Origin of the sequence: Bosea sp. (in: a-proteobacteria), from assembly GCA_023910605.1 — a bacterium.
GTDB lineage: Bacteria > Pseudomonadota > Alphaproteobacteria > Rhizobiales > Beijerinckiaceae > Allobosea.
Genome location: JAAVVV010000001.1, coordinates 2,380,831 through 2,403,002 on the forward strand (window position 1 = coordinate 2,380,831; position 22,172 = coordinate 2,403,002).

General features: G+C 63.0%; 22 protein-coding genes and 2 pseudogenes. 10 read left to right on the forward strand and 14 right to left on the reverse strand.

Translation table 11 applies throughout. The features are described 5' to 3' along the window. The first annotated feature begins 184 nt into the window (after nt 1–184). Nucleotides 185–607, forward strand: coding sequence for a DUF4102 domain-containing protein (locus tag HEQ16_11435; protein MCO4054639.1), 423 nt, complete (start codon nt 185–187; stop codon nt 605–607). Nucleotides 608–657: 50 nt separating this feature from the next. Here HEQ16_11435 and HEQ16_11440 read toward each other — a convergent pair whose 3' ends face one another. After that, nucleotides 658–1,062 (reverse strand): hypothetical protein, encoded by a 405-nt coding sequence (locus tag HEQ16_11440; GenBank protein MCO4054640.1) that lies wholly within the window; start codon nt 1,060–1,062, stop codon nt 658–660. Nucleotides 1,063–1,417: 355 nt separating this feature from the next. Between HEQ16_11440 and HEQ16_11445 the strand changes: the two genes are divergently transcribed. Genes HEQ16_11445 through HEQ16_11460 form a run of 4 tightly spaced genes read left to right on the forward strand, consistent with a single transcriptional unit; the run spans nt 1,418 to nt 4,292 of the window. Continuing rightward, a complete protein-coding gene (locus HEQ16_11445) occupies nt 1,418–1,594 on the forward strand; it encodes a hypothetical protein (protein MCO4054641.1) in 177 nt (58 codons plus the stop codon). Nucleotides 1,595–1,622: 28 nt separating this feature from the next. Beyond that, nucleotides 1,623–2,879: a four-carbon acid sugar kinase family protein gene (locus HEQ16_11450; GenBank protein MCO4054642.1), complete on the forward strand. Its 1,257-nt coding sequence runs from the start codon at nt 1,623–1,625 to the stop codon at nt 2,877–2,879. After that, on the forward strand, nt 2,876–3,511 hold the full coding sequence (locus tag HEQ16_11455; protein MCO4054643.1) for an aldolase: 636 nt from the start codon (nt 2,876–2,878) through the stop codon (nt 3,509–3,511). The genes HEQ16_11450 and HEQ16_11455 overlap by 4 nt, the downstream gene beginning before the upstream one ends. Before the next feature lie 10 nt (nt 3,512–3,521). Further along, the gene (locus HEQ16_11460) at nt 3,522–4,292 is read left to right on the forward strand and encodes a TIM barrel protein (GenBank protein MCO4054644.1); all 771 of its coding nucleotides are present in this window, start codon (nt 3,522–3,524) and stop codon (nt 4,290–4,292) included. Nucleotides 4,293–4,828: 536 nt separating this feature from the next. Here the strand turns inward: HEQ16_11460 and HEQ16_11465 are convergent. From HEQ16_11465 to HEQ16_11520, 12 genes and pseudogenes are all read right to left on the reverse strand, one after another. Then, nucleotides 4,829–6,106: a TRAP transporter large permease gene (locus HEQ16_11465; GenBank protein ID MCO4054645.1), complete on the reverse strand. Its 1,278-nt coding sequence runs from the start codon at nt 6,104–6,106 to the stop codon at nt 4,829–4,831. Then, entirely contained in the window at nt 6,103–6,711 is a 609-nt protein-coding gene (locus HEQ16_11470; GenBank protein ID MCO4054646.1) for a TRAP transporter small permease, read from the reverse strand. Before HEQ16_11470 ends, HEQ16_11465 begins: the two co-directional genes overlap by 4 nt. Nucleotides 6,712–6,786: 75 nt before the next feature. After that, on the reverse strand, nt 6,787–7,773 hold the full coding sequence (locus HEQ16_11475) for a DctP family TRAP transporter solute-binding subunit (GenBank protein ID MCO4054647.1): 987 nt from the start codon (nt 7,771–7,773) through the stop codon (nt 6,787–6,789). Nucleotides 7,774–7,959: 186 nt separating this feature from the next. After that, nucleotides 7,960–8,289 (reverse strand): type II toxin-antitoxin system HicB family antitoxin, encoded by a 330-nt coding sequence (locus tag HEQ16_11480; GenBank protein ID MCO4054648.1) that lies wholly within the window; start codon nt 8,287–8,289, stop codon nt 7,960–7,962. Further along, nucleotides 8,286–8,544 (reverse strand): annotated as a pseudogene (locus tag HEQ16_11485) (type II toxin-antitoxin system HicA family toxin). Before HEQ16_11485 ends, HEQ16_11480 begins: the two are co-directional and overlap by 4 nt. Nucleotides 8,545–8,676: 132 nt before the next feature. Beyond that, complete coding sequence (gene sulP / locus HEQ16_11490; GenBank protein MCO4054649.1) at nt 8,677–10,455, reverse strand: sulfate permease; 1,779 nt, start codon at nt 10,453–10,455, stop codon at nt 8,677–8,679. Beyond that, entirely contained in the window at nt 10,448–10,897 is a 450-nt protein-coding gene (locus tag HEQ16_11495; GenBank protein MCO4054650.1) for a TIGR01244 family phosphatase, read from the reverse strand. The genes sulP and HEQ16_11495 overlap by 8 nt, the downstream gene beginning before the upstream one ends. A 77-nt stretch (nt 10,898–10,974) precedes the next feature. Further along, nucleotides 10,975–11,625, reverse strand: a complete 651-nt coding sequence (locus tag HEQ16_11500) for a peroxiredoxin (GenBank protein MCO4054651.1) — start codon at nt 11,623–11,625, stop codon at nt 10,975–10,977. 26 nt (nt 11,626–11,651) lie between these two features. Further along, entirely contained in the window at nt 11,652–12,554 is a 903-nt protein-coding gene (locus tag HEQ16_11505; protein ID MCO4054652.1) for an MBL fold metallo-hydrolase, read from the reverse strand. Nucleotides 12,555–12,575: 21 nt separating this feature from the next. Then, nucleotides 12,576–13,010, reverse strand: a complete 435-nt coding sequence (locus HEQ16_11510; protein ID MCO4054653.1) for a YeeE/YedE family protein — start codon at nt 13,008–13,010, stop codon at nt 12,576–12,578. Between the two features lie 5 nt (nt 13,011–13,015). Next, the gene (locus HEQ16_11515) at nt 13,016–13,441 is read right to left on the reverse strand and encodes a YeeE/YedE family protein (protein MCO4054654.1); all 426 of its coding nucleotides are present in this window, start codon (nt 13,439–13,441) and stop codon (nt 13,016–13,018) included. A gap of 159 nt (nt 13,442–13,600) precedes the next feature. After that, nucleotides 13,601–14,362 carry a cytochrome b gene (locus HEQ16_11520; protein ID MCO4054655.1) on the reverse strand — a complete coding sequence of 254 codons (762 nt, stop codon included), beginning with the start codon at nt 14,360–14,362 and terminating at the stop codon, nt 13,601–13,603. Between the two features lie 354 nt (nt 14,363–14,716). Here HEQ16_11520 and HEQ16_11525 point away from each other — a divergent pair, with 354 nt between their 5' ends. Beyond that, nucleotides 14,717–17,299, forward strand: a complete 2,583-nt coding sequence (locus HEQ16_11525) for a cation-translocating P-type ATPase (protein ID MCO4054656.1) — start codon at nt 14,717–14,719, stop codon at nt 17,297–17,299. Here the strand turns inward: HEQ16_11525 and HEQ16_11530 are convergent. Continuing rightward, nucleotides 17,226–17,621: a hypothetical protein gene (locus tag HEQ16_11530; GenBank protein MCO4054657.1), complete on the reverse strand. Its 396-nt coding sequence runs from the start codon at nt 17,619–17,621 to the stop codon at nt 17,226–17,228. The two genes, HEQ16_11525 and HEQ16_11530, sit on opposite strands and share 74 nt — an antisense overlap. Before the next feature lie 141 nt (nt 17,622–17,762). Here HEQ16_11530 and HEQ16_11535 point away from each other — a divergent pair, with 141 nt between their 5' ends. The 4 genes and pseudogenes from HEQ16_11535 (at nt 17,763) to HEQ16_11550 (ending at nt 22,145) form a co-directional block, all read left to right on the forward strand. Beyond that, on the forward strand, nt 17,763–18,350 hold the full coding sequence (locus HEQ16_11535; protein ID MCO4054658.1) for an NnrU family protein: 588 nt from the start codon (nt 17,763–17,765) through the stop codon (nt 18,348–18,350). Continuing rightward, nucleotides 18,350–19,477 (forward strand): tRNA guanosine(34) transglycosylase Tgt, encoded by a 1,128-nt coding sequence (gene tgt, locus HEQ16_11540; GenBank protein MCO4054659.1) that lies wholly within the window; start codon nt 18,350–18,352, stop codon nt 19,475–19,477. The genes HEQ16_11535 and tgt overlap by 1 nt, the downstream gene beginning before the upstream one ends. Nucleotides 19,478–19,822: 345 nt before the next feature. Continuing rightward, a pseudogene (locus HEQ16_11545) lies at nt 19,823–21,153 on the forward strand (sugar ABC transporter substrate-binding protein). Between the two features lie 128 nt (nt 21,154–21,281). Continuing rightward, on the forward strand, nt 21,282–22,145 hold the full coding sequence (locus HEQ16_11550; protein ID MCO4054660.1) for a sugar ABC transporter permease: 864 nt from the start codon (nt 21,282–21,284) through the stop codon (nt 22,143–22,145). Nucleotides 22,146–22,172 lie beyond the last annotated feature (27 nt).

Here is a 22,172-nt window from a genome sequence, read left to right on the forward strand (position 1 = left end):
GCGTCTGTCGTGCCCGCTGACGGACCCCGCCCCCGTTGATCATCCGGAAAATCGAAAGTACCGTCATTGCGACTGAGGCTAATGACGGTACTTTTCTCCGCCTAAAACGCTGAACATAAAAAGAAATGTTCGTCGAAAGCCTCCAAAAACCGCGTGACGGTCTTTTTCCGCGAAGAGGCCCGGAATGTTGACGGATGCAGCACTCAAGTGTCTGAAACCAAAAGCCAAAATGTACAAGTTGACTGATCGTGACGGCATGTATGTGCGTGTCGCGCCGACAGGCGGCATCTCGTTCAGGCTCGAATATCGGCTGAACGGCAGGCGGGAGACCGTCCATCTCGGCAGGTACGCCCGAGACGGGATCTCGCTCGCCCGGGCGCGGGAATTGTGCCTGGACGCGAAACGCATGATTGCCGAGGGGCGGTCCCCCGCCATCGAGAAGCAGCGGGAGAAGCGCCGGATCAAGGAGGCCAAGAGCTTCGGCGAGAAGTGGCTGGCGGGCGCGCCCATGGCGGACAGCACGCGCGCCATGCGCCGCGCCATATTCGAGCGTGAACTCAAGCCGGTCTGGCAGAACCGTTTGCCCATAGCGTTGGTGTCTCGCTAAACAACGGATGACGTGAACGCAGAGCGAACGGGCTGCTTACGGAATGGTGTTTATGGTTGAAAGTCCTGACCTTCCGCAATCGCATCGATCTGGCGCAAGACACCATCCCTTCCACCATTGATGTCCATCCAGCGCACGGCGAGACAAGCTGCATCGGCGTAAAGCATCGGGTCTTTCCCGGCTTCAGGGGCCCAAACAAATGCGCTGACCGGCAGGGGACGAGCGACCTCGCGCTTGCATCGATCATGGGCTGTCGCCCCCGGATTCAGGTAGCGCTCGTCATCAGAAACGATGACCGCGACACCTTCATCGAACCAGGCGGGGATGGCTCCGCGCAGGAGCTTCAACACGCCGATTCGACGATGCAGTTCCACATGTGAGAACTCATGGGTCAGGATCGTCAAGTTCAGGCCGCGCGGCGCAAGCCTTATGATGCTTACGAACGGAATCGTCATGGTGACTGCGCGTGCTCCGCGACCTCCCAGACGCCGGTCGCACTCATCGGTCGAGCACGCCACCAGAATAGGGTGCCTCGCGAATACGCCATAGAACAGCCTGGGCATGCCGTCGCCGCGATGGCCGGATAGGCGTAGGCCCCTGTTGCAATTGCGCCAACGATGAGAAGCCCTACGACAGTGAGGCTGACGCCGAGACGTTTCATCTCGCGATAGACGGTGGAGCAGCCCGGCCGAGAAGATACGGCTTCGGCTTGCGCTACATCCGCCAGCACACGATGAATGTTCCGGGTGATGTGTTTCGGCAACGCTTGGCGGGCAGATTGACGCATTGCGACGGATTGCCGGGGACAGGGTGGTCAACCGGATCGTCCGGCTGCGGGCTTCCGGGATCGCCATGATCATTGGAGGCTGGCCTCAATCGTTCACAGCGGAACGCGTTGTGACGCTGGGCTTTCGCGTTGATCCGGATTTTGACGCCATCGTCAAAGCGCATAACAATGACGAGCGCGGCGGCATGTTCGTGGCGTAAGGCTTTCGTAGCGTAGGGGATGGCTGACATGATTCTGGGCTGCATCGCCGACGACTTCACCGGCGCCAGCGACCTCGGCAACACGCTGGCCAAGGGCGGCATGGCGGTGACGCAGTTCGTGGGCGTTCCGGCCGGCAGGGCGCCCGAAGCCTGCGAGGCGGGCATCGTCTCGCTGAAGTCCCGCACCATTCCCGCGGGCGAGGCGGTGGCGCAATCGCTCGCCGCGCTCGACTGGCTCAAGGCGCAGGGCTGCCGGCAGATCCTGTTCAAGTACTGCTCCACCTTCGATTCAACGCCGGAGGGCAATATTGGGCCGGTGGCCGAGGCGCTTCTGGCGCTGCTCGGCGGCATCGCGGTGGTCTGCCCGGTGTTTCCCGCGACCGGCCGCACGCTGTTCAACGGCCATCTCTTCGTTGGGGACAGGCTGCTGTCGGAGAGCGGCATGCAGAACCACCCGCTGACGCCGATGACAGACCCGGACATCCGCCGCTGGCTGCGCCGACAGACGAGGGGGGAGGTGGGGCATGTGGGCCTGGCCATCGTGCGCGAGGGCGCGGAGGCGATCCGCACCGCGCTCGGACATCTTGCCGGCAGCGGCATCGGCCTTGCGGTGGTCGATGCGACCTCCGACGACGACCTTCTCGCCATCGGCCGCGCGGTTGATGGCCATGCCCTTGTCACAGGAGGCTCAGGGATCGCGCTCGGCCTGCCGGCCAACTTCCGCGCCGCCGGCCTGATCGGCGCAGGACGCAACGCCTTCATCGGCCAGCGCGGCCCGGCGGTGTCCCTTTCCGGGTCATGTTCGGCCCAGTCGCTCCGGCAGGTCGAGGCCCATGCGGCAAGTCATCCGGCGCTCGCCATCGAACCCGGCGCCGTGCTGGCTGGCGCGATGACGCCGGCCGCGGCTCTCGCCTTCGCTGTCGAGCATCAGGGCGCGCTGCCGATCATCCACTCCACCGCAACGCCGGAGGCGGTCAGTGCCGCGCAGGAGCGCTTCGGCAAGGATGCGGTTGCGGCTGGCATCGAGCGCTTCTTCGCGGAACTGGCGGTCGGGCTCGTGGACGCCGGCTTCACGCGCCTCGCCGTCGGCGGCGGGGAGACCTCGGGTGCCATCGTGACGGCGCTCGGCATCAAGGCCTTCGCCATCGGCCCGGAGATCGACCCTGGCGTGCCGGCGCTGGCGATCGAGAACAGACCTCTTGCCATGGCGCTCAAATCCGGCAATTTCGGCGGGCCCGACTTCTACGAGAAGGCCTGCGCCATGCTGGAGGGGGCGCAGCCATGACCGAAGCATCGCTGCGCGCGGGGATGGTCCGCTGGGGAGCCTCGCTGTTCGGGCGCGGCCTGACGCCCGGCTCGTCCGGCAACATCTCGGTCAGGCTGGAGGAAGGATATCTCGTCACGCCAACCAATGCTTGCCTGGGCTTTCTCGAAGCGGACCGGATCACGAAGCTCGACGCAGGTGGCCGCCACATCTCTGGCGATGCGCCGACCAAGGAGCTGCCGCTGCATCTCACCTTCCACGCAGCGCGGCCATCGACCCGCGCGGTGGTCCACCTGCACAGCACCTATGCGACGTTGCTGTCCTGCCTCGCCGATGTCGATCCGGATGACGCCATGCCTCCGATCACGCCTTATGTGGTGATGCGGGTCGGGCGCGTGCCGGTCGTGCCCTACACCATGCCGGGCTCCGCGGACGTGGCGCCGCTGATCGCGAGCAAGGCGCCGCAGCATGCCGCGATCCTGCTCGGCAATCACGGGCCGGTTGTGGCCGGCGCCTCTCTCGAAGCCGCCATCTTCGCTATCGAGGAGCTGGAGGAGACAGCAAGGCTGCTGATCCTCTCGCGCGGGCTGCCGATCCGAACCCTTCCGGCGGAGGCCGTGGCCGCGCTGAAGCAGAGATTTCCGTTGAGGTGAGCCCATGACCATACGCCTTTCCGCCAATCTCGGCTTCCTCTGGGCCGACCGGCCGCTACTCGATCGGGTTGACGCCGCCGCTGCGGCGGGCTTCACGGCTGTCGAGGTGCACTGGCCCTATGATGTTCCGGCGGCGGATCTGCGCGCGCGGATCGACCGGCATGGCCTGATCCTTCTCGGGCTCAACACGCCGCTGGGCAACCTGCCGGGCGATTTCGGGATCGGTGCCGCACCGGGCCGCGAGGCGGAGTTTGCCGCGGGGTTCGCGCAGGCGCTCGCCTATGCACGCGCGGCCGGGGCGGGGGCGATCCATGTCATGGCCGGCTGCGTGCCAAAAGAGGAACGCGCCCGGGGGCGTCTGACGCTGATCGACAATCTCAGCCGCATCGCGCCCGATGCAGCCGCCGCCGGCGTCACCATCCTGCTTGAGCCGATCAACCGGCAGGACAAGCCCGATTATCTCTATGACGACGTGGACGATGCAGCTGCAATCATCGCGGCGGTCGGGCACGCAGCGGTCTCTCTCATGTTTGACGTGTATCATGTCGGCATGACGGGCGGCGACGCCATGGCGTTGTTCGACCGACACCTGCCGCTGATTGGCCATGTCCAGGTTGCCGCGGTGCCCAGCCGCGCCGAACCCGACGAGGGCTGTCTCGACTACGCGGCCATGTTCCGCCACATCGCCCAAAGCGGATACCGAGGTTGGGTCGGATGCGAATATCGCCCGCGCGCCGGCACGGATGAGGGGCTTGGATGGAGAGCGATACTCGGGGCATGAGGCAGAACGAGGCCCGAATTCCTGAGATCCCCATGCTCAGCATTGTGAACCGGCGCGCCATTTGACCCGCGGTCGGATCCGAAGGCTGATCCCGCCCGAATGCCGATGAAAACATGATTTTGTGCAATAAACGGCGGTAGCAACAGGGTCATTTCTGGACGCCTAAAGGGGTAAGCTCCGAAGCCGATCCACACAAGGTTCCGGACGGTCCCGCGGTTCTCAAGGCCAGCACGCCATGCTGCTGGTAGGCGGCTCGCCAGCGGCAGAAGCTGGCGCGCCTGACGCCGAAATACCGGCACGCCTTCCCAACATCACCAACCGCCCCAGCATGCTTGAGAACCGGAAGTTTGCGCTCTGCATCGCGCCTGAGCTTGTGCATTGTCATCATCCCTTCCGCCCAATAGGGCTTCATCGAATGGATGTCTCGCAAGTCCGTACATTCCTGCAACCGAGCGCCGCCATAACGATGCGGAGCCTGAGGATGAGCGTGAAGCCTTGGCCGGTGAGCGGGCCGGCCCGTCACCTGATCTCACCTGTCACCGGAAGACGAGCGTCGGCAGCGCCAGCGTGATCCAGGGTACGTAGGACAACACCATCAGGCACGCAAAGATCACGCCGATGAAGACGGGCAGATACCGCATCATCTTGTCGATGCTGGTGCCCGCCACCTGCGCGGCAGCGAAGAGGTTCACACCGAAGGGCGGCGTGATCATCCCCATTGCCAGGTTGACCACCATGATCGTCCCGAAATGAACGCCGTCGATGCCCAGCCGCTGCGCTGCCTCCGCCAGGATCGGCGCCAGCACGATAATGGAGGCCGAAGTCTCTACAAACATGCCGACCACGAACAGGAACAGGTTTACGGCCAGCAGGTATGAGTGCGCATCATCGAAGGTCTTCACCAGCCATTCGGCTGCCATGTCCGGCACGCCCTGGCGGTTAAGCAGCCAGGAGAACAGCGTCGCGGCTGCAATGATGAACATGATGACCGCGGAACTGATCACTGCCTTCTTGAAGATAGGGTAGAGGTCGAGCAGCCGGATCTCACGATGAATGAAGACGCCGACGATGATCGCATAGACCACCGCGACCACCGAGGCTTCGGTCGGTGTGGTGATCCCGCCATAGATGCCGCCCAACACCACCACCGGCATCAACAGCGCCCAGCCGGCCTGCTTCGTTGCCGCCAGGAAGGGCAGGCGGCCTTCGCCGTCGTTCTTGCCCCAGCCCTTGATGCGGCACCAGATCAGCACCGTCGCGACCAGCGCGGCGGAGATGAGGATGCCCGGCCCGAAGCCCGCGATGAACAGCTCCGGGATGCTCGTCTGCGTGCTGACACCGTAGAGGATCATCGGGATGGAAGGCGGGATGATCACGCCGAGCTCGGCGGCGGTCGCCTGCAGGGCTGCGGCGAATGGCACGGGATACCCCGCGCGCACCAGCGCCGGGATCATGACCGCGCCGACCGCGAAGGTGGTCGCGACCGAAGAACCGCTGATCGCGGCGAAGATCATGCAGGTCAGCACGCAGGTCGCGGGCAGCCCCCCCTGGATGCCGCCCACGATGGACTTCGCGAAATCAACAAGCCGGCGGGAGATGCCGCCGACATCCATCAGGTTGCCGGCCAGGATGAAGAAAGGGATCGCCGCCAGGGGAAAGCGGTCGAGCCCGATGAAAAGCTGCTGCGCCGCAACGATCAGCGGGAAATTGGTGAAGCCGGCGAGCCCGACCACGGCGGCCAGGCCAATCGCCACCGCAACCGGGACGCTGACTGCAAACAGCACGAGCATCACGGTGAGCATCATGCCGCTCATTGCGCGTTCTCCAGTTCTTCCGACCGGCGGTCGAGGAAATGCGCCATCACACCCACCATGGCCAGCAGCGCACCCAGAGGGATTGCGGCATAGGCATAGGCCATCGAGAATTCGAGACCGGCGATGGTTTGGAACTGCACGCGTTCGACCATGGCCCAGCCGAACCAGAACATCACGCCCAGGAAGGAGAGCACGCAGGCCAGACTCATCGCTTCGATCGTCCGCTGCAAGGCGCCGCTCGTAAAGCGATGCGCGACATCGATCGAGACCAGCGCTCCCGCGCGCAGCGCGACCGCCACGCCAAGATAAGCCATCCAGATCAGAGCGACCCGCACCAGGGCTTCCGACCAGGCGGAGGGTGTCTCGGTCGCGAAGCGGGCGATCACCTGCCAGGCCCCGGCGGCCACGGCGATTGTCAGCGCAAGGCAGGCGATGATCGCCGCGATCTCGGTCGTGAAGCGATCGAGGGTCAGAACGGCGCGGCGCGCCACGGCGCGCGCGCCGCCGGGCTGGCCGCCTTGGTGGCCAGCCCACAAAGCGAAGCCCACGGCGGCGACCGTCGCGACGGCGGTCACCTGCAGGGGCATGACGTTGATCGCGTTCATCGATTCTCCACCGCGGCAAAGAAAGGGGCGCAGGGCCTTGAGCCCTGCGCCCCGGTCAGGCCAATTCAGCCAGGCTCACGAGCCGGGACGCCACTCGCGGATGCGGCTGAGCAGAGCGCTGTCGAGACCCTGCTCGATCTGCGCGGAACCAGAGGCGAGCGCGGCCTGGAAAGCGGCGCTGTCCACCTTCGTCACCACGGTCATGCCACGGCGGCGCAGTTCGTCGACGCCGGTCTGCTCGTCGGAGGTGACGCGCGCGCGGTTCGCCACTGCCGCATCGCCGCCTGCCTGCACGAGCGCCGCGCGATCCTGCGCGTTCAGCCTGTTCACGAAGGCCGGGTTGCAGAGCAGCATCGCCGGTGAATAGACGTGGCCGGTCAGCGTCAGGTAGCGTTGCACCTGGTTCAGATTGTTGTTCAGGATGACTGGGATCGGGTTTTCCTGCCCATCCACGGTGCCCTGCTGCAGCGCCGGCACCAGCTCGCTGAATGCCATCGGGGTTGGCAGCGCGCCGAGCGTCTGGAAGGCACGCATGTGCACCGGGTTTTCCATGGTTCGCACCTTCAGGCCACGCACATCGGCGGGAGCGTTCACCTCGCGCCGGCTGTTCGTCATGTGGCGGAAGCCGTTCTCGAGCCAGGCCACCGCGAGGATGCCGCGCGCGGGGAAGCGCTGCAGCAGTTCCTGGCCGATCGCGCTGTCCAGCACGCCGCGGGCATGGGCGGTGTCACGGAACAGAAAGGGCACGTCGAGGTTGCGGGTCTCCGGCACGAAATTGCCGACCGGGCCAGTCGAGGTGATGGTGCACTCGATGGTGCCGATCTGCACAGCCTCGATCGTCTCGCGCTCATTGTCGTTGCGCTGATAGATCACGCGGAAGCGGTTGTTGGTCAGACGCTCGAAGGTTTCCTTGAAGGCGGTCGTACCGGCGCCGTAATGGCTGTTGATCCCGATAGGATGCTGGAAGGTCACCTGAGTCTGGGCCAGGGCCGGGGCGGCGCCGAGCGCCAGTGTGGCGCCGAGCGCCAAGACCTTGAGGCCCGTTCGGCGGGTCATGTTCATGGGTCGCGTCTCCCTTTTTGCCGGATTCTCGAATGGCTCCCGGCTTATCTTGTTCTATACTCAGAGTATCATGGCCGCTTCAAGCCCACTTCCGTTCGAACCGGCTTCAAGAGGGAATCACAGCGAACTTGTGTGCGAGTGCGCGCCTGAGCGAGCGGCATACGTGCTCTCGATCCCGTCCTGCGCTTACGAGGCAGCCCGTTCCAGGGTGGCTGCCACCCACTTGTTGAGACTCTGACCAGCCTTCCGGGCTGCGGTCACGACGGCGCGGTGGAGCGGCGGATCAACGCGCACGACAAACTGCCCGGAATAGGGCTTTTCGGGCTCTTCTCCGCGCTCTTTGCAAAAGGCAAGGTAATCCTCCACTGAATCGGCAAGGGCCTGTTTCAACTCGGCAACCGATTGCCCCTGAAACGTGATGACGTCGCGGAGATTCATCACTTCGCCATGCAACAGCTCGGCATCCCCGTCGTATTCGACGATTGCCTCGTAACCCTTGTACGTCATCGTGTTCATGGTCGCATCTCCGCCTCTGTCAGGAAGCGCCGCACTGATTTAACTGCGCCCTTGCCGGTTTCCTTTTGCGGATGCGGACGGTGAAACACCGCGCGCGCCGTTCAGGGCAACCCGGATACGAGAACCATTCCCTTCGCTGATCTCGGCGCCGCAGGCCACGAACAGATCCTCGATGTCGCGCCAGACAATTCCCGCGCGAGCCGGGTCGGCGAAGACAGCTTCCAGGGTTGCATGGTGCTTTCCGGTCAGTTTCATATAGTATCAGATTCCAGTATCATTGCAGTCATTTCTAGCCGGACACCTTTTCGTGGATGATCCTGCCGAGTCGGGGACGGAGGACCCCTCGTCAGCTTGTCGGCGGCGCCGGCCTGACGAAACCGCCCGAGCCTATCGCGACGACGGTCGGTGGTGACCGGAAGCTAGCTTTGCCAAATTCCGTTCCTCCGGCAGGGACAGGGCGGTGAAGGCCTCGAACTGCGACAGGAAGATGCGCCCCTTGAAATGCTGCATGAAATCAGAACGTTGCAGCGCGTCCATCACAGGGCCCTTGACCTCGGAGAGATGAAAGCCGACCCCGGCGGATTGGAGCCGATGCGCAATCGCTTCCAGACTTTCCAGCGCGCTTGCGTCGATGGCGTTCACGGCTGGACACATCAGTATGACGTTCTTCACCAATGATTGGTCCGCGATGCGTTCATAAATGGCATCTTCCAGAGCACGGGCGTTCGCGAAGTACAGGCTTTCGTCAACCCGGATCGACAGGAGGCCCGGATCGGTGATGACCTGATGGCGGTCGACATTACGGAAGTGTTCTGTCCCTGGCACCTGGCCCACAATGGCCATGTGCGGGCGCGATGTGCGCCATAGAAACAGCAGGAGCGACAAAGATACGCCGGCTGTGATTCCGGCCTCCACACCGACGAGAAGCACTGTCAGGATCGTAGCCGCCATCGCGGCGAAATCGGACTTCGAATAGGCGTAGGTGCGCTTGATTGCGGCAACGTCGACGAGCGATAGCACAGCCACGATGATGGTTGCGGCCAGCACGGCTTGCGGCAGGAAACGAAACAACGGCGTGAGAAAGACGGTTGCCGCAAGGATGCCGGCCGCCGTGTAGGCCCCTGCCAGCGGCGTTTCCGCACCCGCGTCGAAGTTCACCACCGAGCGCGCGAAGCCTCCCGTCACCGGATAACCGCCCGAGAGCGATGCGGCGATGTTGGACGCCCCGAGCGCCGTCAACTCCTGATTGGGAATGATCCGTTGCCGACGTTTCGCCGCGAGAGTCTGGGCGACGGACACGGATTCAACGAAACCCACGAGGCTGATCAGCACAGCTGGCAACAGCAATTGTTGCCACAGGCCGAGGTCGAAGGATGGAAGCGAAAAGGGCGGCAGACCGGCGGGGATCTCGCCTACGATCTTCACGCCCTTGTCCACGAGGCCGAAGCCGACCACGGCGAGGATCGACAGGATGATGGCCGCCACTGGCCCGGCCTTGGCAATCATGTCGGTCGGACGCGGCTTCAGTCCTCGCGCCATCAGCAGGGGCTTGAGCCGTTTGCGTGCCCAGAACAGGAAGGCCGTCGCCGAGACCCCGATCACCACGGTGTAAGGATTGATGCCACCGATGCCTTGGTAGATCCCGGTCACCAGATGCGGAAGCGTATCGCCCTCCGCCTTGATCCCCAGAATGTGCTTGAGCTGGCTGGTCGCAATCAGGATGCCCGAGGCGGTGATGAATCCTGAAATCACCGGATGGCTGAGGAAGTTCGCCAGAAATCCCAACCGCAACACCGACATCGCGACCAGCACGATGCCCGACAGAAAAGCGAGCGTGATTGCTGCCGTCAGGTATTCAGGGGTCCCGGAAGCGGCGATCTGGCCCACCGCCGCGGCGGTCATCAGTGACACCACGGCGACCGGTCCCACCGCCAGCGCCCGGCTTGTGCCGAACAGCGCATAGGCGATGAGCGGCAGGATCGAGGCATAAAGTCCGACCTGCGGCGGCAAGCCTGCGAGCATCGCATATGCCAGGCTCTGGGGCACAAGCATGATCGTCACGATCGCGGCGGCGACCAGATCGCTTTGCGCCTCCGTGCGGGTATACTTCGGCGCCCAGCCCAGGATCGGCAAGGATGAGATCACACCTTTCAGGGGATCAGCCATCGTGATCAGGCAACAGCGACGGCTTCGCATGGGCGATCCGCCGGACGACCTCGGTCATGTCATATCCGGCGGCTTTCGCGCTCGCCAGAACATCCGGCAGAGGCCGGCCGCGCGCTGCTTCTGAAAGAGACCACAGCGTCGTGGAGCGCGTGCCGGTTTTGCAATAGGCCAATATGGGCTTCGGCAAGGCGTCCATCAGCCTGCCGAAAGCCAGGGCCTCCTCGTCGCCGACCTTGCCGGAAACGACGGGCTGGTAGGCTGCGCTTAACCCGGCGGACTTTGCCGCCGTTTCGATCTCGGCAAAGGCAGGTTGACCAGCGGCCTCTGCATCTGGACGGTTGCAGATGAGGGATTTGAACCCGGAGGCGGCGAGCGCAGCGATGTCGTCAGGTTTGATCTGTTCCGATACCGACAAGGTCGGATCAATGATCTTTGGTGTCATGCGCCGCGCTCCTTGCAGTGGCCATCGCTTCATGTGGAGGCTTCCGGTCCGCCCGGAGTGAGCGAACCGGATCTGTGTCACGCGACCTTGCGTGTGCTGAAGTACCAATCGGTCGTTTCAAACCCCTGGGAGGCTCTCTGGCGGGCCTCTTCGGCCGTCTTGGGCGGCGGCACGATCACGCTCTCGCCCGCGGTCCAGCCCTCCGGCGTCGCGATCTTGTGCGCATCGCTGGTTTGCAGCGCTCCGACGAGCCGCAGGATCTCGGCCACGGATCGTCCATTGCTCATCGGATAGTAGAGCATGGCCCGGAGAATGCCCTCGGGGTCGATGACGAAGGTGGCGCGCACTGCCGAGGTGTCGCTGGCACCGGGCTGCACCATCCCATAGGCATGGGCCACCTTCATCGAGAGGTCTTCGATGATCGGAAAGCGCACCTCGACGCCGAAGTTTCCCTCGATGCTCCGCAGCCAGGCGATGTGCGCGTAGATGCTGTCGATCGACAGGCCGAGCAACTCACACCCAATCGCCTTGAACGCAGCATGGTGCTTTGCGAAGGCGACGAACTCTGTCGTGCAGACCGGAGTGAAATCGGCAGGGTGGGAGAACAGCACCAGCCACTTGCCCTTGTAGTCGGCGAGGCTTCGCGGCCCGTCGGTGGTTTGCGCGGTGAAGTCCGGCGCCGGGCGGTTGATGCCGGGCAGGCCGACTGCGGGGGTCAATTCAGTCATGGTCATCGTCTCCTTCTGGTTGATGGTCACAGCGCATTCACCGGCACCTTGAGGAAGATCTTGCCGTTGTCATCGGGCGGCGGCAGCGCGCCGGCGCGCATGTTCACCTGAAGCGAGGGAATGATGAGCCGCGGCATGGCAAGGGTCTTGTCGCGGGCTTCGCGCGTGGCGACGAACTCGTCTTCGCCGATGCCATCCTTCACATGGATGTTGTGCGCGCGCTGCTCGGCGACCGTGGTTTCCCAGCGTATGTCGCGGCCATTCGGCCCATAGTCGTGGCACATGAACAGGCGCATTTCGCCTGGCAGCGACAGGACACGCTGGATTGAGCGGTAAAGCGTGCGCGCGTCGCCGCCCGGGAAATCGGCCCGGGCCGAGCCGCCATCCGGCATGAACAGGGTGTCGCCAACGAAGGCCGCATTGCCCATGACATGCGTCATGCAGGCCGGCGTGTGGCCGGGCGTGTGGATGACGAAGGCTGTCATCGAGCCGATCCTGTATTCGTCGCCATCCTTGAAGAGCTGGTCGAACTGGCTGCCGTCGCGCTGGAATTCGGTCCCTTCGTTGAAGACCTTCCCGAATGTGTCCTGAACGACGGTGATCTTCTCGCCGATGCCGATCTTGCCGCCCAGTTTATCCTGGAGGTACGGCGCGCCAGACAGGTGATCGGCATGGACATGCGTCTCGATCAGCCACTCGACCTTGAGGCCATGCTTCCGGACAAAGGCGATGATCTGATTGGCGGATTCATAAGCGATCCGGCCCGCCGCGTAGTCGATGTCCATGACGCTGTCGATGATCGCGCAGGAAGCCGAGTGCGGGTCTCTCACCACATAGGTGACGGTATTGGTCGGCGCATCGAAAAAGGCCGTGACCTCTGGTTTCACCGAGAGGTCAACGGGATGCGGGATGGGGGCAAAGCTGGTCATGGTTTTCTCCTCTTGATGGGGTCAGGCGGTGTGGCGACGGGGCATTGCCTGAAGCCAGCGCGCAAACAGGATTCCGCCACCCATCGAGATCAGGAACAGGGCGGTTGGCCACGGCGCGAAGCCAAGCGCCGGGACGGCGCCGCCTGGGCAGAAGCCGGCAATGCCCCAGCCCACCCCGAACAAGGCGGAGCCGCCGACCAGCTTGGCGTCGATGGTCCGTGCTGTCGGCAGGTGGAACTTGGTGTCGAAGAGCGGGGTCTGACGACGACCGAACAAGAGCCGGTAGCCAATGGCTGCGGTGAGCAGGGCGCCGCCCATGACAAAGGCCAGGCTGGGGTCCCAGGTGCCGAAGGGATCAAAGAAGTTCAGAACCTTGGCAGGGTTGCCCATGCCGGAGATGGCGATGCCGGTGCCGAAGATCATGCCGGCAGCGAGGGCGGACAGGATGCGCTTCATCTCGGTCATCCTCCAAAGCCGTGACGGATAAGCGTCACGGTGGCGAATGTGGTCGCCATGAATGTCGCGGTGGCAACGATGGACCTGGGTGAGAGGCGGGCCATGCCGCAGACCCCGTGCCCCGACGTGCAACCTGATGCATATGTCACCCCGACGCCGACGATCACGCCGCCCAACACCAGGACAACGCCGGTCGTCGGCGAGGCAAAGCTGAACTCTGCTCCCGATAAGGTCGCAACAAGCGGCGCAGCGACGGCTCCCACCAGGAATGCGAGCCGCCATGGGGCATCAGGGTGCCGCGGCTCCAACAGGCCGCCGAGCATCGCCGTCATGCCCGCGATGCGACCGTTGAAGGCCATCAGGATGACGGCCGCGAGACCAATGAGGAAGCCGCCAAACAGCGAGGCCAAGGGAGTGAACACTGTGATCATGAGCTTGGTCAGCTCCAGCAACTGGAAGCATGCGTTTGAGTTCAAGAACAATTCCCGAGTAGACGCCGTTTAGCTAATCAGGGCTGCCTCGATCTGTATCTGTCCTGCCGCGTGCGAGCACCAGCATGGCGCACAGCCAGAACGTGAATCCAGAGCGTTTCATCTGTTTCTTCCTGTGTCGGCAGATGGTGAAGCGAGCGGCCCTCGGAGGCTGGCGGGCAGCATTCTCAACAAAGTCGCGTCCTTCAAGATCATATGGTGAGCGATGGCAGCCAGCGCATGCAGCCCCGCGACGACCATCAGCACGTGGGCCGCGACACTGTGGATTTCCTCCAACGCTTCAGAGAAAGGCTTGTCGAGCGCGATTGGGGACGGCAGTGGCGCGACCCAAAAGAAGCTGACGATCTTTCCATTTGTCCAGGCGCTGACGAGACCAGCAAGCGGGATGGCGATCATCGCAGCATAGAGCGCGATGTGCGCCGCTTTGGCTGCCAGCATCATGAGTGGCGCCTCTACCAGCATTGCGGGCGCAGGATGTCCGGCGCGCCAGGTCAACCGCAGCATCGTCAGACCGAAGACCAAAAGCCCGGCGGACATATGCAGGGTCAGCAACCCGTTCCTGAAATCGCCTTTGGGCATGTCTTCGCGCACAAGCCCAAAGCCGTAGGCGAGCACCACGACGATGGCCATAACCCAATGGAAAGCCTGGGAAACAGGATCGTAACGGTCGGTTGTCTGTGCCATGGTCGCTCTTTCAGGTTCTGGATGGGTGGCGCCACTGTCCCCGGGAGGGAAGTTGTCCCGTAGTCGCGCCAGGATGGCATCTTCGCTCTTGATCTTGAGCGTCACGCTGTCGATGACGATCTTTCCCCTGTCGTTGTCGAACCGGAAGAACTGGTCGCGGCCATTGCGCACGTCCATGCCGATTTCACCAGCGCTATCAGAAAAAACCCCCAGACACTCTCGTATTTTAGTGTAATAGCTCCAGTATACGGATTGTTCCGAGATTTTATTGATTATTTTTTGCAAGAAATACATTGCCAATGAAAATTTAAGCGCAAATCAATGACTTGCGATCGGCCTCTATATGATAAGGATTTTGATTTTAACTTATCTGGCCATGGGTTCCATGACCCAGATCAATACGCAAGATCGCAGCCCGTGCGACGCTGTCAAAATGCTCGTTCACGGCTGCGGCGAATGTCTCGGAGAAAGGTGGTCTGCCCTGGCTTCGGCCCATGCGGCGCGCGGCGCCACAGAACGGGCAACACGCCCATGACGGTCCACTCCTCCGGCCTTGGCGAAGCCGTAGCGAAGGCGCGGCTGCTCGAAGACGGCCCGAATGAGCTTCCGAGGAGCAATCAGCGGACAGCCCTCAGAATCTTTCTGGAGGTCATTCGTGAGCCCATGCTCGCGCTGCTGATCGGCGGCGGTGTGGTCTATCTCGCGCTTGGAGATGTCAAGGAAGCCATCATCCTGCTCGTGTTTGCCTGCGCCTCGGTGCTGATTACCGTGGTTCAGGAAGCCCGCACCGAACGTGTGCTCGATGCCCTGCGCGACCTGACCAGCCCGCGTGCATTGGTTGTTCGCGACGGTGAGCGCAAGCGGATTGCCGGGCGCGAGGTCGTTCGGGGGGATCTGATCATCCTTTCGGAGGGTGACCGCGTGCCGGCAGATGCGCGACTTCTGTCAGCGCAGAATCTTGAGGCCGATGAATCGCTGCTGACCGGCGAATCCGTTCCGGTCCGCAAGCGGGAGGCGCCAATGACCCAAGTCATGACGGCGCGGCCAGGCGGCGATGATTTGCCCTTCGTCTATTCCGGCTCGCTCATCGTTCGCGGCGCCGGCGAGGCAGAGGTATTGGCCACAGGGCCAAGGAGCGAAATCGGCAAGATCGGCCAATCCCTCGGCCAGCTTGAAACCGCCGCCCCGCACCTGCAAATCCAAACCAGAAAGCTGGTCACTATCTTCGCCCTCGTTGGCGCGGCCGTCAGCCTGCTCGTCGTCGTGCTCTACGGAACCCTGCGCGGCGGCTGGCTCGATGCAATCCTCGCGGGCATCGCGGTTGGCATGGCGATGCTGCCGGAGGAGTTCCCTGTTGTCCTTGCCGTGTTCATGGCGATGGGCGCATGGCGGATCTCGCAGGCCCGCGTTCTGACGCGCCGTGCGACGGCAATCGAAGCGCTCGGGTCTGCAACGGTCCTTTGCACAGACAAGACTGGAACGCTCACTGAGAACCGCATGACGATCACCGAACTGCGCCTGGCGGATGGTTCGGCGCGACGTGTCGATAGCTCCAGGGAAATCCTGCCCGCTTCGTTCCAGGGACTGGTTGGCGCCGGAGCGCTTGCCAGCGCGCCGGAGCCGTTCGATCCCATGGAAAAAGCCTTTCATGCTCTGGCGAATGACGGAGCCGTGATGCCGACAAGCAGCAACACGCCTTCGCGATCGCTCGTCAAAGCCTATTCATTGCGGCCCGATTGCCTTGCGATGTCGCATGTCTGGCAAAGCGGCGGTGATCACGCCTCGTTCGAAGTCGCCGCAAAGGGCGCGCCCGAAGCCATCGCTGATCTTTGCCGCCTCGATCCGAATGCGCGCCTGAATCTCAAGGCATCGGTCGATGACATGGCAGCGGCTGGACTTCGGGTCCTGGGCGTCGCGCGCGCTTCGTTCGCGGGGAAGGCGCTTCCCGAAACACAGCATGGCTTTGATTTCTCATTCGTCGGTCTGGTGGGGCTCTCCGACCCCTTGCGGGACAGTGTTCCTGAGGCGATCCGGGAGTGCCGGACCGCCGGCATCCGGGTGGTGATGATCACCGGCGACTACCCGACGACCGCCCGGGCAGTCGGCCGCGCCGCAGGGCTCGACAGCGATGACATCATCAGCGGAGAACAACTCGCTGCGCTCTCTGACGCTGACCTCGCGCAGCGGGTGAGGACCGCCACGATTTTCGCGCGTATCATGCCAGAGCAGAAGCTGCGCATTGTCGAGGCATTGAAGTCCGATGGCGAGGTCGTCGCCATGACGGGCGACGGCGTGAATGATGCGCCCTCCCTGAAGGCTGCGAACATCGGCGTTGCGATGGGCGGACGCGGCACGGATGTCGCCCGCGAGGCCGCGGCCATCGTGCTGCTGGATGACGATTTCGGCTCAATCGTCACTACGGTCAGGCTTGGCCGTCGCATCTACGACAATCTGCGCAAGGCGATGAGCTTCATTTTCGCCGTTCATGTGCCGATCGCCGGATTGGCTTTGCTCCCTCTCGTTTTCGGACTGCCGATTCTGCTCGGCCCGATGCATATCGCCTTCCTCGAAATGGTGATCGATCCGGTGTGCTCCCTCGTCTTCGAGGCTGAGTCCGAAGAAGATGACGTGATGAGCCGGCCGCCGCGCGATCCAGCCGAGCCGCTCTTTTCCCGCGCCATGATTATCTGGAGCCTGCTGCAGGGCGCCTTCGCATTCGGGCTGGTCTCGGTGATTTTCGTGGTCGCGCTCGATCGGGGAATGCCTGTCGACGAAGTCCGCGCGCTGACATTCTTTGCGCTCGTGATTTCCATCGTTGCCCTGATTCTGGTGAACCGCTCCGCCAGTGCGTCGCTGCTCAAGGCGATCAAGCGGCCCAACCGGGCGCTGGCCATCGTGCTTCCTCTGGTGGTCCTCATGCTGGGAGCGACACTGCTCATTCCCTTCATCAGCAAGCTTTTCCGGTTCGGGCCGCTGCATATCGATGATCTCGCGCTCACTGTGGGCGCTGGTGCGCTCGTGCTTGTGGTCCTTGAAGTCCTCAAACCGCTTTGGCGAATGGCGTTCGACCGCCGGCGGACCGATGCGATGCCTGGCCCCCCATCGCGTCCTTGAGCGTGTCGCCCGCATAGCCGCGATAGGCGAAGACGTGGCGCTTGCGTCCCTCGATCTGCTTTCCCGAATCATGGCCGCAAATCCCGCAGCTTCCGGTGGATTTGACGCTCCGAAAGTCGATGATGCCGGCGGTTGGCTGAGCCTGCCTGCCTTCCATCTCGCGCGCCGCCGTCACCACAAGCTGATTGACTGTCGCCAGAAGGCCGCTGTCGCGACAGGCGTGGAAATGGCTGCGCACCGTCGAGACCGGCGGAAACCCGCCCGGCCACGCCAAGGCCGAGTTTGCATTGTTATTGCAACGTTTTACGATTCTTTTCTGCAATCCTGCGGGAATGAAACCGCACTCTGACCTTGACCTCCTTCAATCGGGGTCAACTCTGTTTTTCCTTGGCCGGGCCGATCGCCCGCGCTAGTCCATTGGCGACGGGCCGGTCTCGCCGGCCCGGGCTCAGGGAGTGCGGACATGCTGCTTTTGATTGCCGGGCTCGTTCTGTTTCTCGGGACCCACGCCGTATCCATGGCGCGTGGACCCAGAGCCGCTCTGGTGGGCAGGCTCGGGGAAGGGGGCTTCAAGGGGCTTTACACCACGCTGTCGCTGTTGGGCTTCGCGCTCATCGTCTACGGTTTCGGCGCCTATCGTGCGGCCGGCATGGTTCCGGTCTGGAATCCGCCCTTCTGGATGGCACACCTGACTCTGCTGCTGACGCTGCCGATCTTCGTGCTGCTCGCGGCGACCAATTCTGGCGGCGTGATCCATGCCGCTGTCAAGCATCCCATGCTGCTGGCCGTAAAGATCTGGGCGACAGCGCATCTGCTCGCCAATGGCGATCTCGGGAGCATCCTGCTGTTTGGCGGCTTCCTTGCATGGGCGGTGATGGCGCGCATCTCGCTCAAGCGGAGGGCAGGGGTGAGGCTGCCGCCGCGCCCGGCCGGATTCACGAGCCGCGACTGGAGCGCGCTCGCCGTAGGGCTGGTGCTCTGGTTCGTGTTCGCCCGCTGGCTGCATGCCTGGCTGATCGGCGTGTCCGCTTGGCCGGGCAGGGGCGCCTGATGGCAGGCGAGATCCCGTTCGGGCTGCATATCCGCGCAACCGACGGCGCGGCACGCACGGGCGAGATCCGCATGCCGCGCGGCGTCATCCGCACGCCGGCATTCATGCCGGTGGGCACCGCCGCCACGGTCAAGGGCATGTACCCGGAGCAGGTCAAGGCTCTCGGCGCCGATGTTGTCCTGGGCAACACCTACCACCTGATGCTGCGCCCGAGCGCGGAGCGCATCGCGCGGCTTGGTGGTCTCCATGCCTTCATGAACTGGCCCCATCCGATCCTCACGGATTCTGGCGGGTTTCAGGTCATGTCGCTGGCGCAGCTGCGCAAGATCAGTGAGCAGGGCGTCGTTTTCCAATCGCACATCGATGGCTCGAAGCATGAGATGAGCCCTGAGCGGTCCATCGAAATCCAGAACCTTCTGGGCTCCGACATCGTGATGCAGCTCGACGAATGCGTGGCGTTGCCGGCCGAGGACAAGGTGGCGGAAAAGGCGATGCAGCTTTCGCTGCGCTGGGCCGAGCGCTGCCAGCGGGCCTTCGGCGACCATCCGGGCAGGGCGCTGTTCGCCATCGTGCAGGGCGGCGCTTCGGTTCCCCTGCGGGAAGAGAGCGCGCGCACCCTCGCCGCCATGGACTTCAAGGGCTACGCCATTGGCGGACTTGCCGTGGGCGAGCCGCAGGATGTGATGCTGGCCATGATCGAAGCGGTGGAGCCCCATCTGCCGCAGCCCAAGCCGCGCTATCTCATGGGCGTCGGCACGCCCGACGACATCTGCGAGGCCGTGCGCCGCGGCGTCGACATGTTCGATTGCGTGATGCCGACCCGCGCCGGGCGGCATGGCCAGATCTTCACGCGGTTTGGCCGGATGAACCTCCGGAACGCGAAGTTCGCCGAGGATAACAGGCCTGTCGACGCAGCCTCGGGCAGCGCTGCCGCCAACAGCTACAGCCGGGCCTATCTGCACCATCTGGTGAAGGCCGACGAGATGCTCGGCAAGATGCTGCTGACCGCCGTCAATCTCGCTTACTATCAGGACCTGATGGCAGGCTTGCGCGCCGCCATCGCCGCCGGCAGGCTTGATGACTTCATCGCCAGGACCAAGGAGGGATGGGCGAGAGGGGAAAGCTGATCGCGCCGCCGATCACCTTGCGGTCGAATATCCTGCGAAGCTCTCGATCCGCCTGACGGCATGCCGCGCCCGAGCCAGGCTGATTGCCTGCCTGCGATTCGCATAAGACATATTATGGAACCAAAAATGACCTGCCACGCTGGAGCAGAATGCTACAAGTTTTTGAACTTGCAGGCGTTTCAATGATACCGCCACCTGGCATGCGTGGCAGATCCATTGCGCTTGACATCATTCCTGGAGAATGGTCGATTGCCTGCGTACTGGGCAATTGCTTACTCTACTGTGTAGCAGTAACCCTGGAACCAAGGACGCAATCAGCGTTCGTCTAACATCAGGGAGAGAGACATGACTCCACTTTCGAAGTTCCTATCCGTCGCTGCCACAGCGACGTTCCTGTCCTCGGGTGCGGGCCTTCCGACATTCGCCTGGGCCCAGACCAAGCTCACCATCGCCACGGTCAACAATGGCGACATGATCCGCATGCAGGGGCTGACGGCAGACTTCACCTCGAAAAACCCGGGCATCACGCTGGAATGGGTGACGCTGGAAGAAAACGTGCTGCGCCAGCGCGTGACAACTGACATTGCCACGAAAGGCGGTCAGTTCGATGTGCTTACAATCGGCACGTACGAGGTGCCGATCTGGGCCAAGAGCGGCTGGCTTGTGCCACTCGACGGGCTCGGCGCCGACTATGACTCAACGACCTGCTTCCGGCCATCCGCAGCGGGCTTTCATACGAGGGCAAGCTGTTTGCATCACCGTTCTACGGTGAAAGCTCCATGGTTATGTACCGCAAGGACCTCATGGACAAGGCCGGGCTGAAGATGCCCGATGCGCCGACCTGGACCTTCATCGCGGAGGCCGCCCGCAAGATGACGGACAAGGCGACCGGCACCTTCGGCATCTGCCTGCGTGGCAAGGCTGGTTGGGGCGAGAACATGGCGTTCTTGACCGCCGCATCGAACTCCTTCGGCGCGCGCTGGTTCGACGAGCAGTGGAAGCCGCAGTTCGATCAGCCCGAATGGAAGGCGACGCTCGATTTCTACGTCAACCTGATGCGGGACGCAGGCCCTCCCGGTGCGTCGTCCAATGGCTTCAACGAGAACCTGGCACTGTTCAACGCCGGCAAATGCGGCATGTGGATCGATGCCACTGTCGCAGCGTCGTTCGTCACGAACCCGAAGGAATCTCAGGTCCATGACAAGGTTGCTTTTGCGCTGGCGCCGGACAACGGCCTTGGCAAGCGGGCTAACTGGCTCTGGGCCTGGTCGCTGGCGGTGCCGGCTGGCTCCAAAAAGACGGAGGCAGCGCAAAAGTTCATTTCCTGGGCCACCAGCAAGTCGTACCTGCAACTTGTCGCCGCCAAGGAAGGCTGGGCCAACGTGCCGCCCGGAACCCGCACCTCGCTCTATGCCAACCCGGAATACGCCAAGGTGCCATTCGCCAAGATGACGCTGGATTCGATCAACGCGGCCGATCCATCGAAGCCGACAGTCAAGCCGGTGCCGTATGTGGGTGTGCAGTTCGTCGCAATCCCTGAATTTCAGGGCCTCGCCACGACTGTGGGCCAGCTCTTCTCGCAGGCCCTTGCCGGGGGCATCACAGTCGATGCAGCCCTGAGGCAGGCGCAGGAGACAAGCACACGCGAAATGACCCGCGCCGGCTACATCAAGTAATTCAGGATGCGAACTGACCCGGCCCCGCGCGCCTGCCGGCGTGCGAGGCCGGGCATCAGTATCGCGTTTCTACTCCTGAAATCTGCTCTGATGGCCGCGATCCTTGTTCGAGAACGCGAGTCACCCCAATGGCGACGCAGCATGCCAACAAACTGAGCCGGCTCGCGGTCGCGCCCTCTGTGGCCGTGTTGCTGGTCTGGATGATCGTGCCGCTGGGCCTGACCATCTGGTTTTCATTGCTGCGCTACAACCTGCTCAATCCCGGCGGTGAAACCTTCACCGGGCTCGAAAATTTCCGCTATTTCCTGTCGGATCCCGCTTTCTTCAAGGCGCTGTTCAACACCCTTCTGGTGGTCTTCAATGTCATCGTGATCAGCATCGTCGGCGGCATCCTGCTGGCTCTGCTGCTCGACCAGCCGATTTTCGGCCGCAGCATCGTGCGCCTGATGGTCATCGCGCCATTCTTCGTCATGCCAACGGTCTCCGCCCTGGTCTGGAAGAACATGATGATGCACCCGGTTTCGGGTATTCTGGCAGCGGGCATGACCGCGATTGGGCTGAAACCGATCGACTGGATTGGCGATCTGCCGCTCACCTCCATCTCCATCATGGTGTCATGGCAGTGGCTTCCGTTCGCAACGCTGATCCTGCTGACCTCGCTTCAGTCTCTGGACCGGGAGCAGAAGGAGGCGGCAGAGATGGACGGGGCCGGGTTCCTCTCCCAGTTCATCTTCATCACGCTGCCCCATTTGGCTAGGCCTATTGCTGTCGTGATCCTGATCGAGACAATCTTTCTGCTGAACATCTTTGCCGAAGTCTATGTCACAGGCACCGGCGGCACGGCGGGGAACCTGTCCTATCTCGTCTACTTCCAGGGCCTGCTGAACTATGACGTAGGGGGTGCATCGGCAGGCGGCATCATCGCGGTTGTGCTTGCCAACATCGTCGCGATCTTCCTCATTCGCCTCATTGGCAAGAATCTTGAGAACTAATCTTGAGAACTAATCGCGAAAACTGAA

Coding starts and splice junctions, on each gene's coding strand:
- HEQ16_11470 (MCO4054646.1), bottom strand. CDS start 6,711: ATGAACGCGATCAACGTCATGCCCCTGCAGGTGACCGCCGTCGCGACG.
- HEQ16_11520 (MCO4054655.1), bottom strand. CDS start 14,362: ATGGACGTGCGCAATGGCCGCGACCAGTTCTTCCGGTTCGACAACGAC.
- HEQ16_11435 (MCO4054639.1), top strand. CDS start 185: ATGTTGACGGATGCAGCACTCAAGTGTCTGAAACCAAAAGCCAAAATG.
- HEQ16_11525 (MCO4054656.1), top strand. CDS start 14,717: ATGACGGTCCACTCCTCCGGCCTTGGCGAAGCCGTAGCGAAGGCGCGG.
- HEQ16_11515 (MCO4054654.1), bottom strand. CDS start 13,441: ATGATCACAGTGTTCACTCCCTTGGCCTCGCTGTTTGGCGGCTTCCTC.
- HEQ16_11455 (MCO4054643.1), top strand. CDS start 2,876: ATGACCGAAGCATCGCTGCGCGCGGGGATGGTCCGCTGGGGAGCCTCG.
- sulP (MCO4054649.1), bottom strand. CDS start 10,455: ATGGCTGATCCCCTGAAAGGTGTGATCTCATCCTTGCCGATCCTGGGC.
- HEQ16_11500 (MCO4054651.1), bottom strand. CDS start 11,625: ATGACTGAATTGACCCCCGCAGTCGGCCTGCCCGGCATCAACCGCCCG.
- HEQ16_11495 (MCO4054650.1), bottom strand. CDS start 10,897: ATGACACCAAAGATCATTGATCCGACCTTGTCGGTATCGGAACAGATC.
- HEQ16_11450 (MCO4054642.1), top strand. CDS start 1,623: ATGATTCTGGGCTGCATCGCCGACGACTTCACCGGCGCCAGCGACCTC.
- HEQ16_11480 (MCO4054648.1), bottom strand. CDS start 8,289: ATGAACACGATGACGTACAAGGGTTACGAGGCAATCGTCGAATACGAC.
- HEQ16_11465 (MCO4054645.1), bottom strand. CDS start 6,106: ATGAGCGGCATGATGCTCACCGTGATGCTCGTGCTGTTTGCAGTCAGC.
- HEQ16_11440 (MCO4054640.1), bottom strand. CDS start 1,062: ATGACGATTCCGTTCGTAAGCATCATAAGGCTTGCGCCGCGCGGCCTG.
- HEQ16_11510 (MCO4054653.1), bottom strand. CDS start 13,010: ATGAAGCGCATCCTGTCCGCCCTCGCTGCCGGCATGATCTTCGGCACC.
- tgt (MCO4054659.1), top strand. CDS start 18,350: ATGGCAGGCGAGATCCCGTTCGGGCTGCATATCCGCGCAACCGACGGC.
- HEQ16_11505 (MCO4054652.1), bottom strand. CDS start 12,554: ATGACCAGCTTTGCCCCCATCCCGCATCCCGTTGACCTCTCGGTGAAA.
- HEQ16_11550 (MCO4054660.1), top strand. CDS start 21,282: ATGGCGACGCAGCATGCCAACAAACTGAGCCGGCTCGCGGTCGCGCCC.
- HEQ16_11535 (MCO4054658.1), top strand. CDS start 17,763: ATGCTGCTTTTGATTGCCGGGCTCGTTCTGTTTCTCGGGACCCACGCC.
- HEQ16_11475 (MCO4054647.1), bottom strand. CDS start 7,773: ATGAACATGACCCGCCGAACGGGCCTCAAGGTCTTGGCGCTCGGCGCC.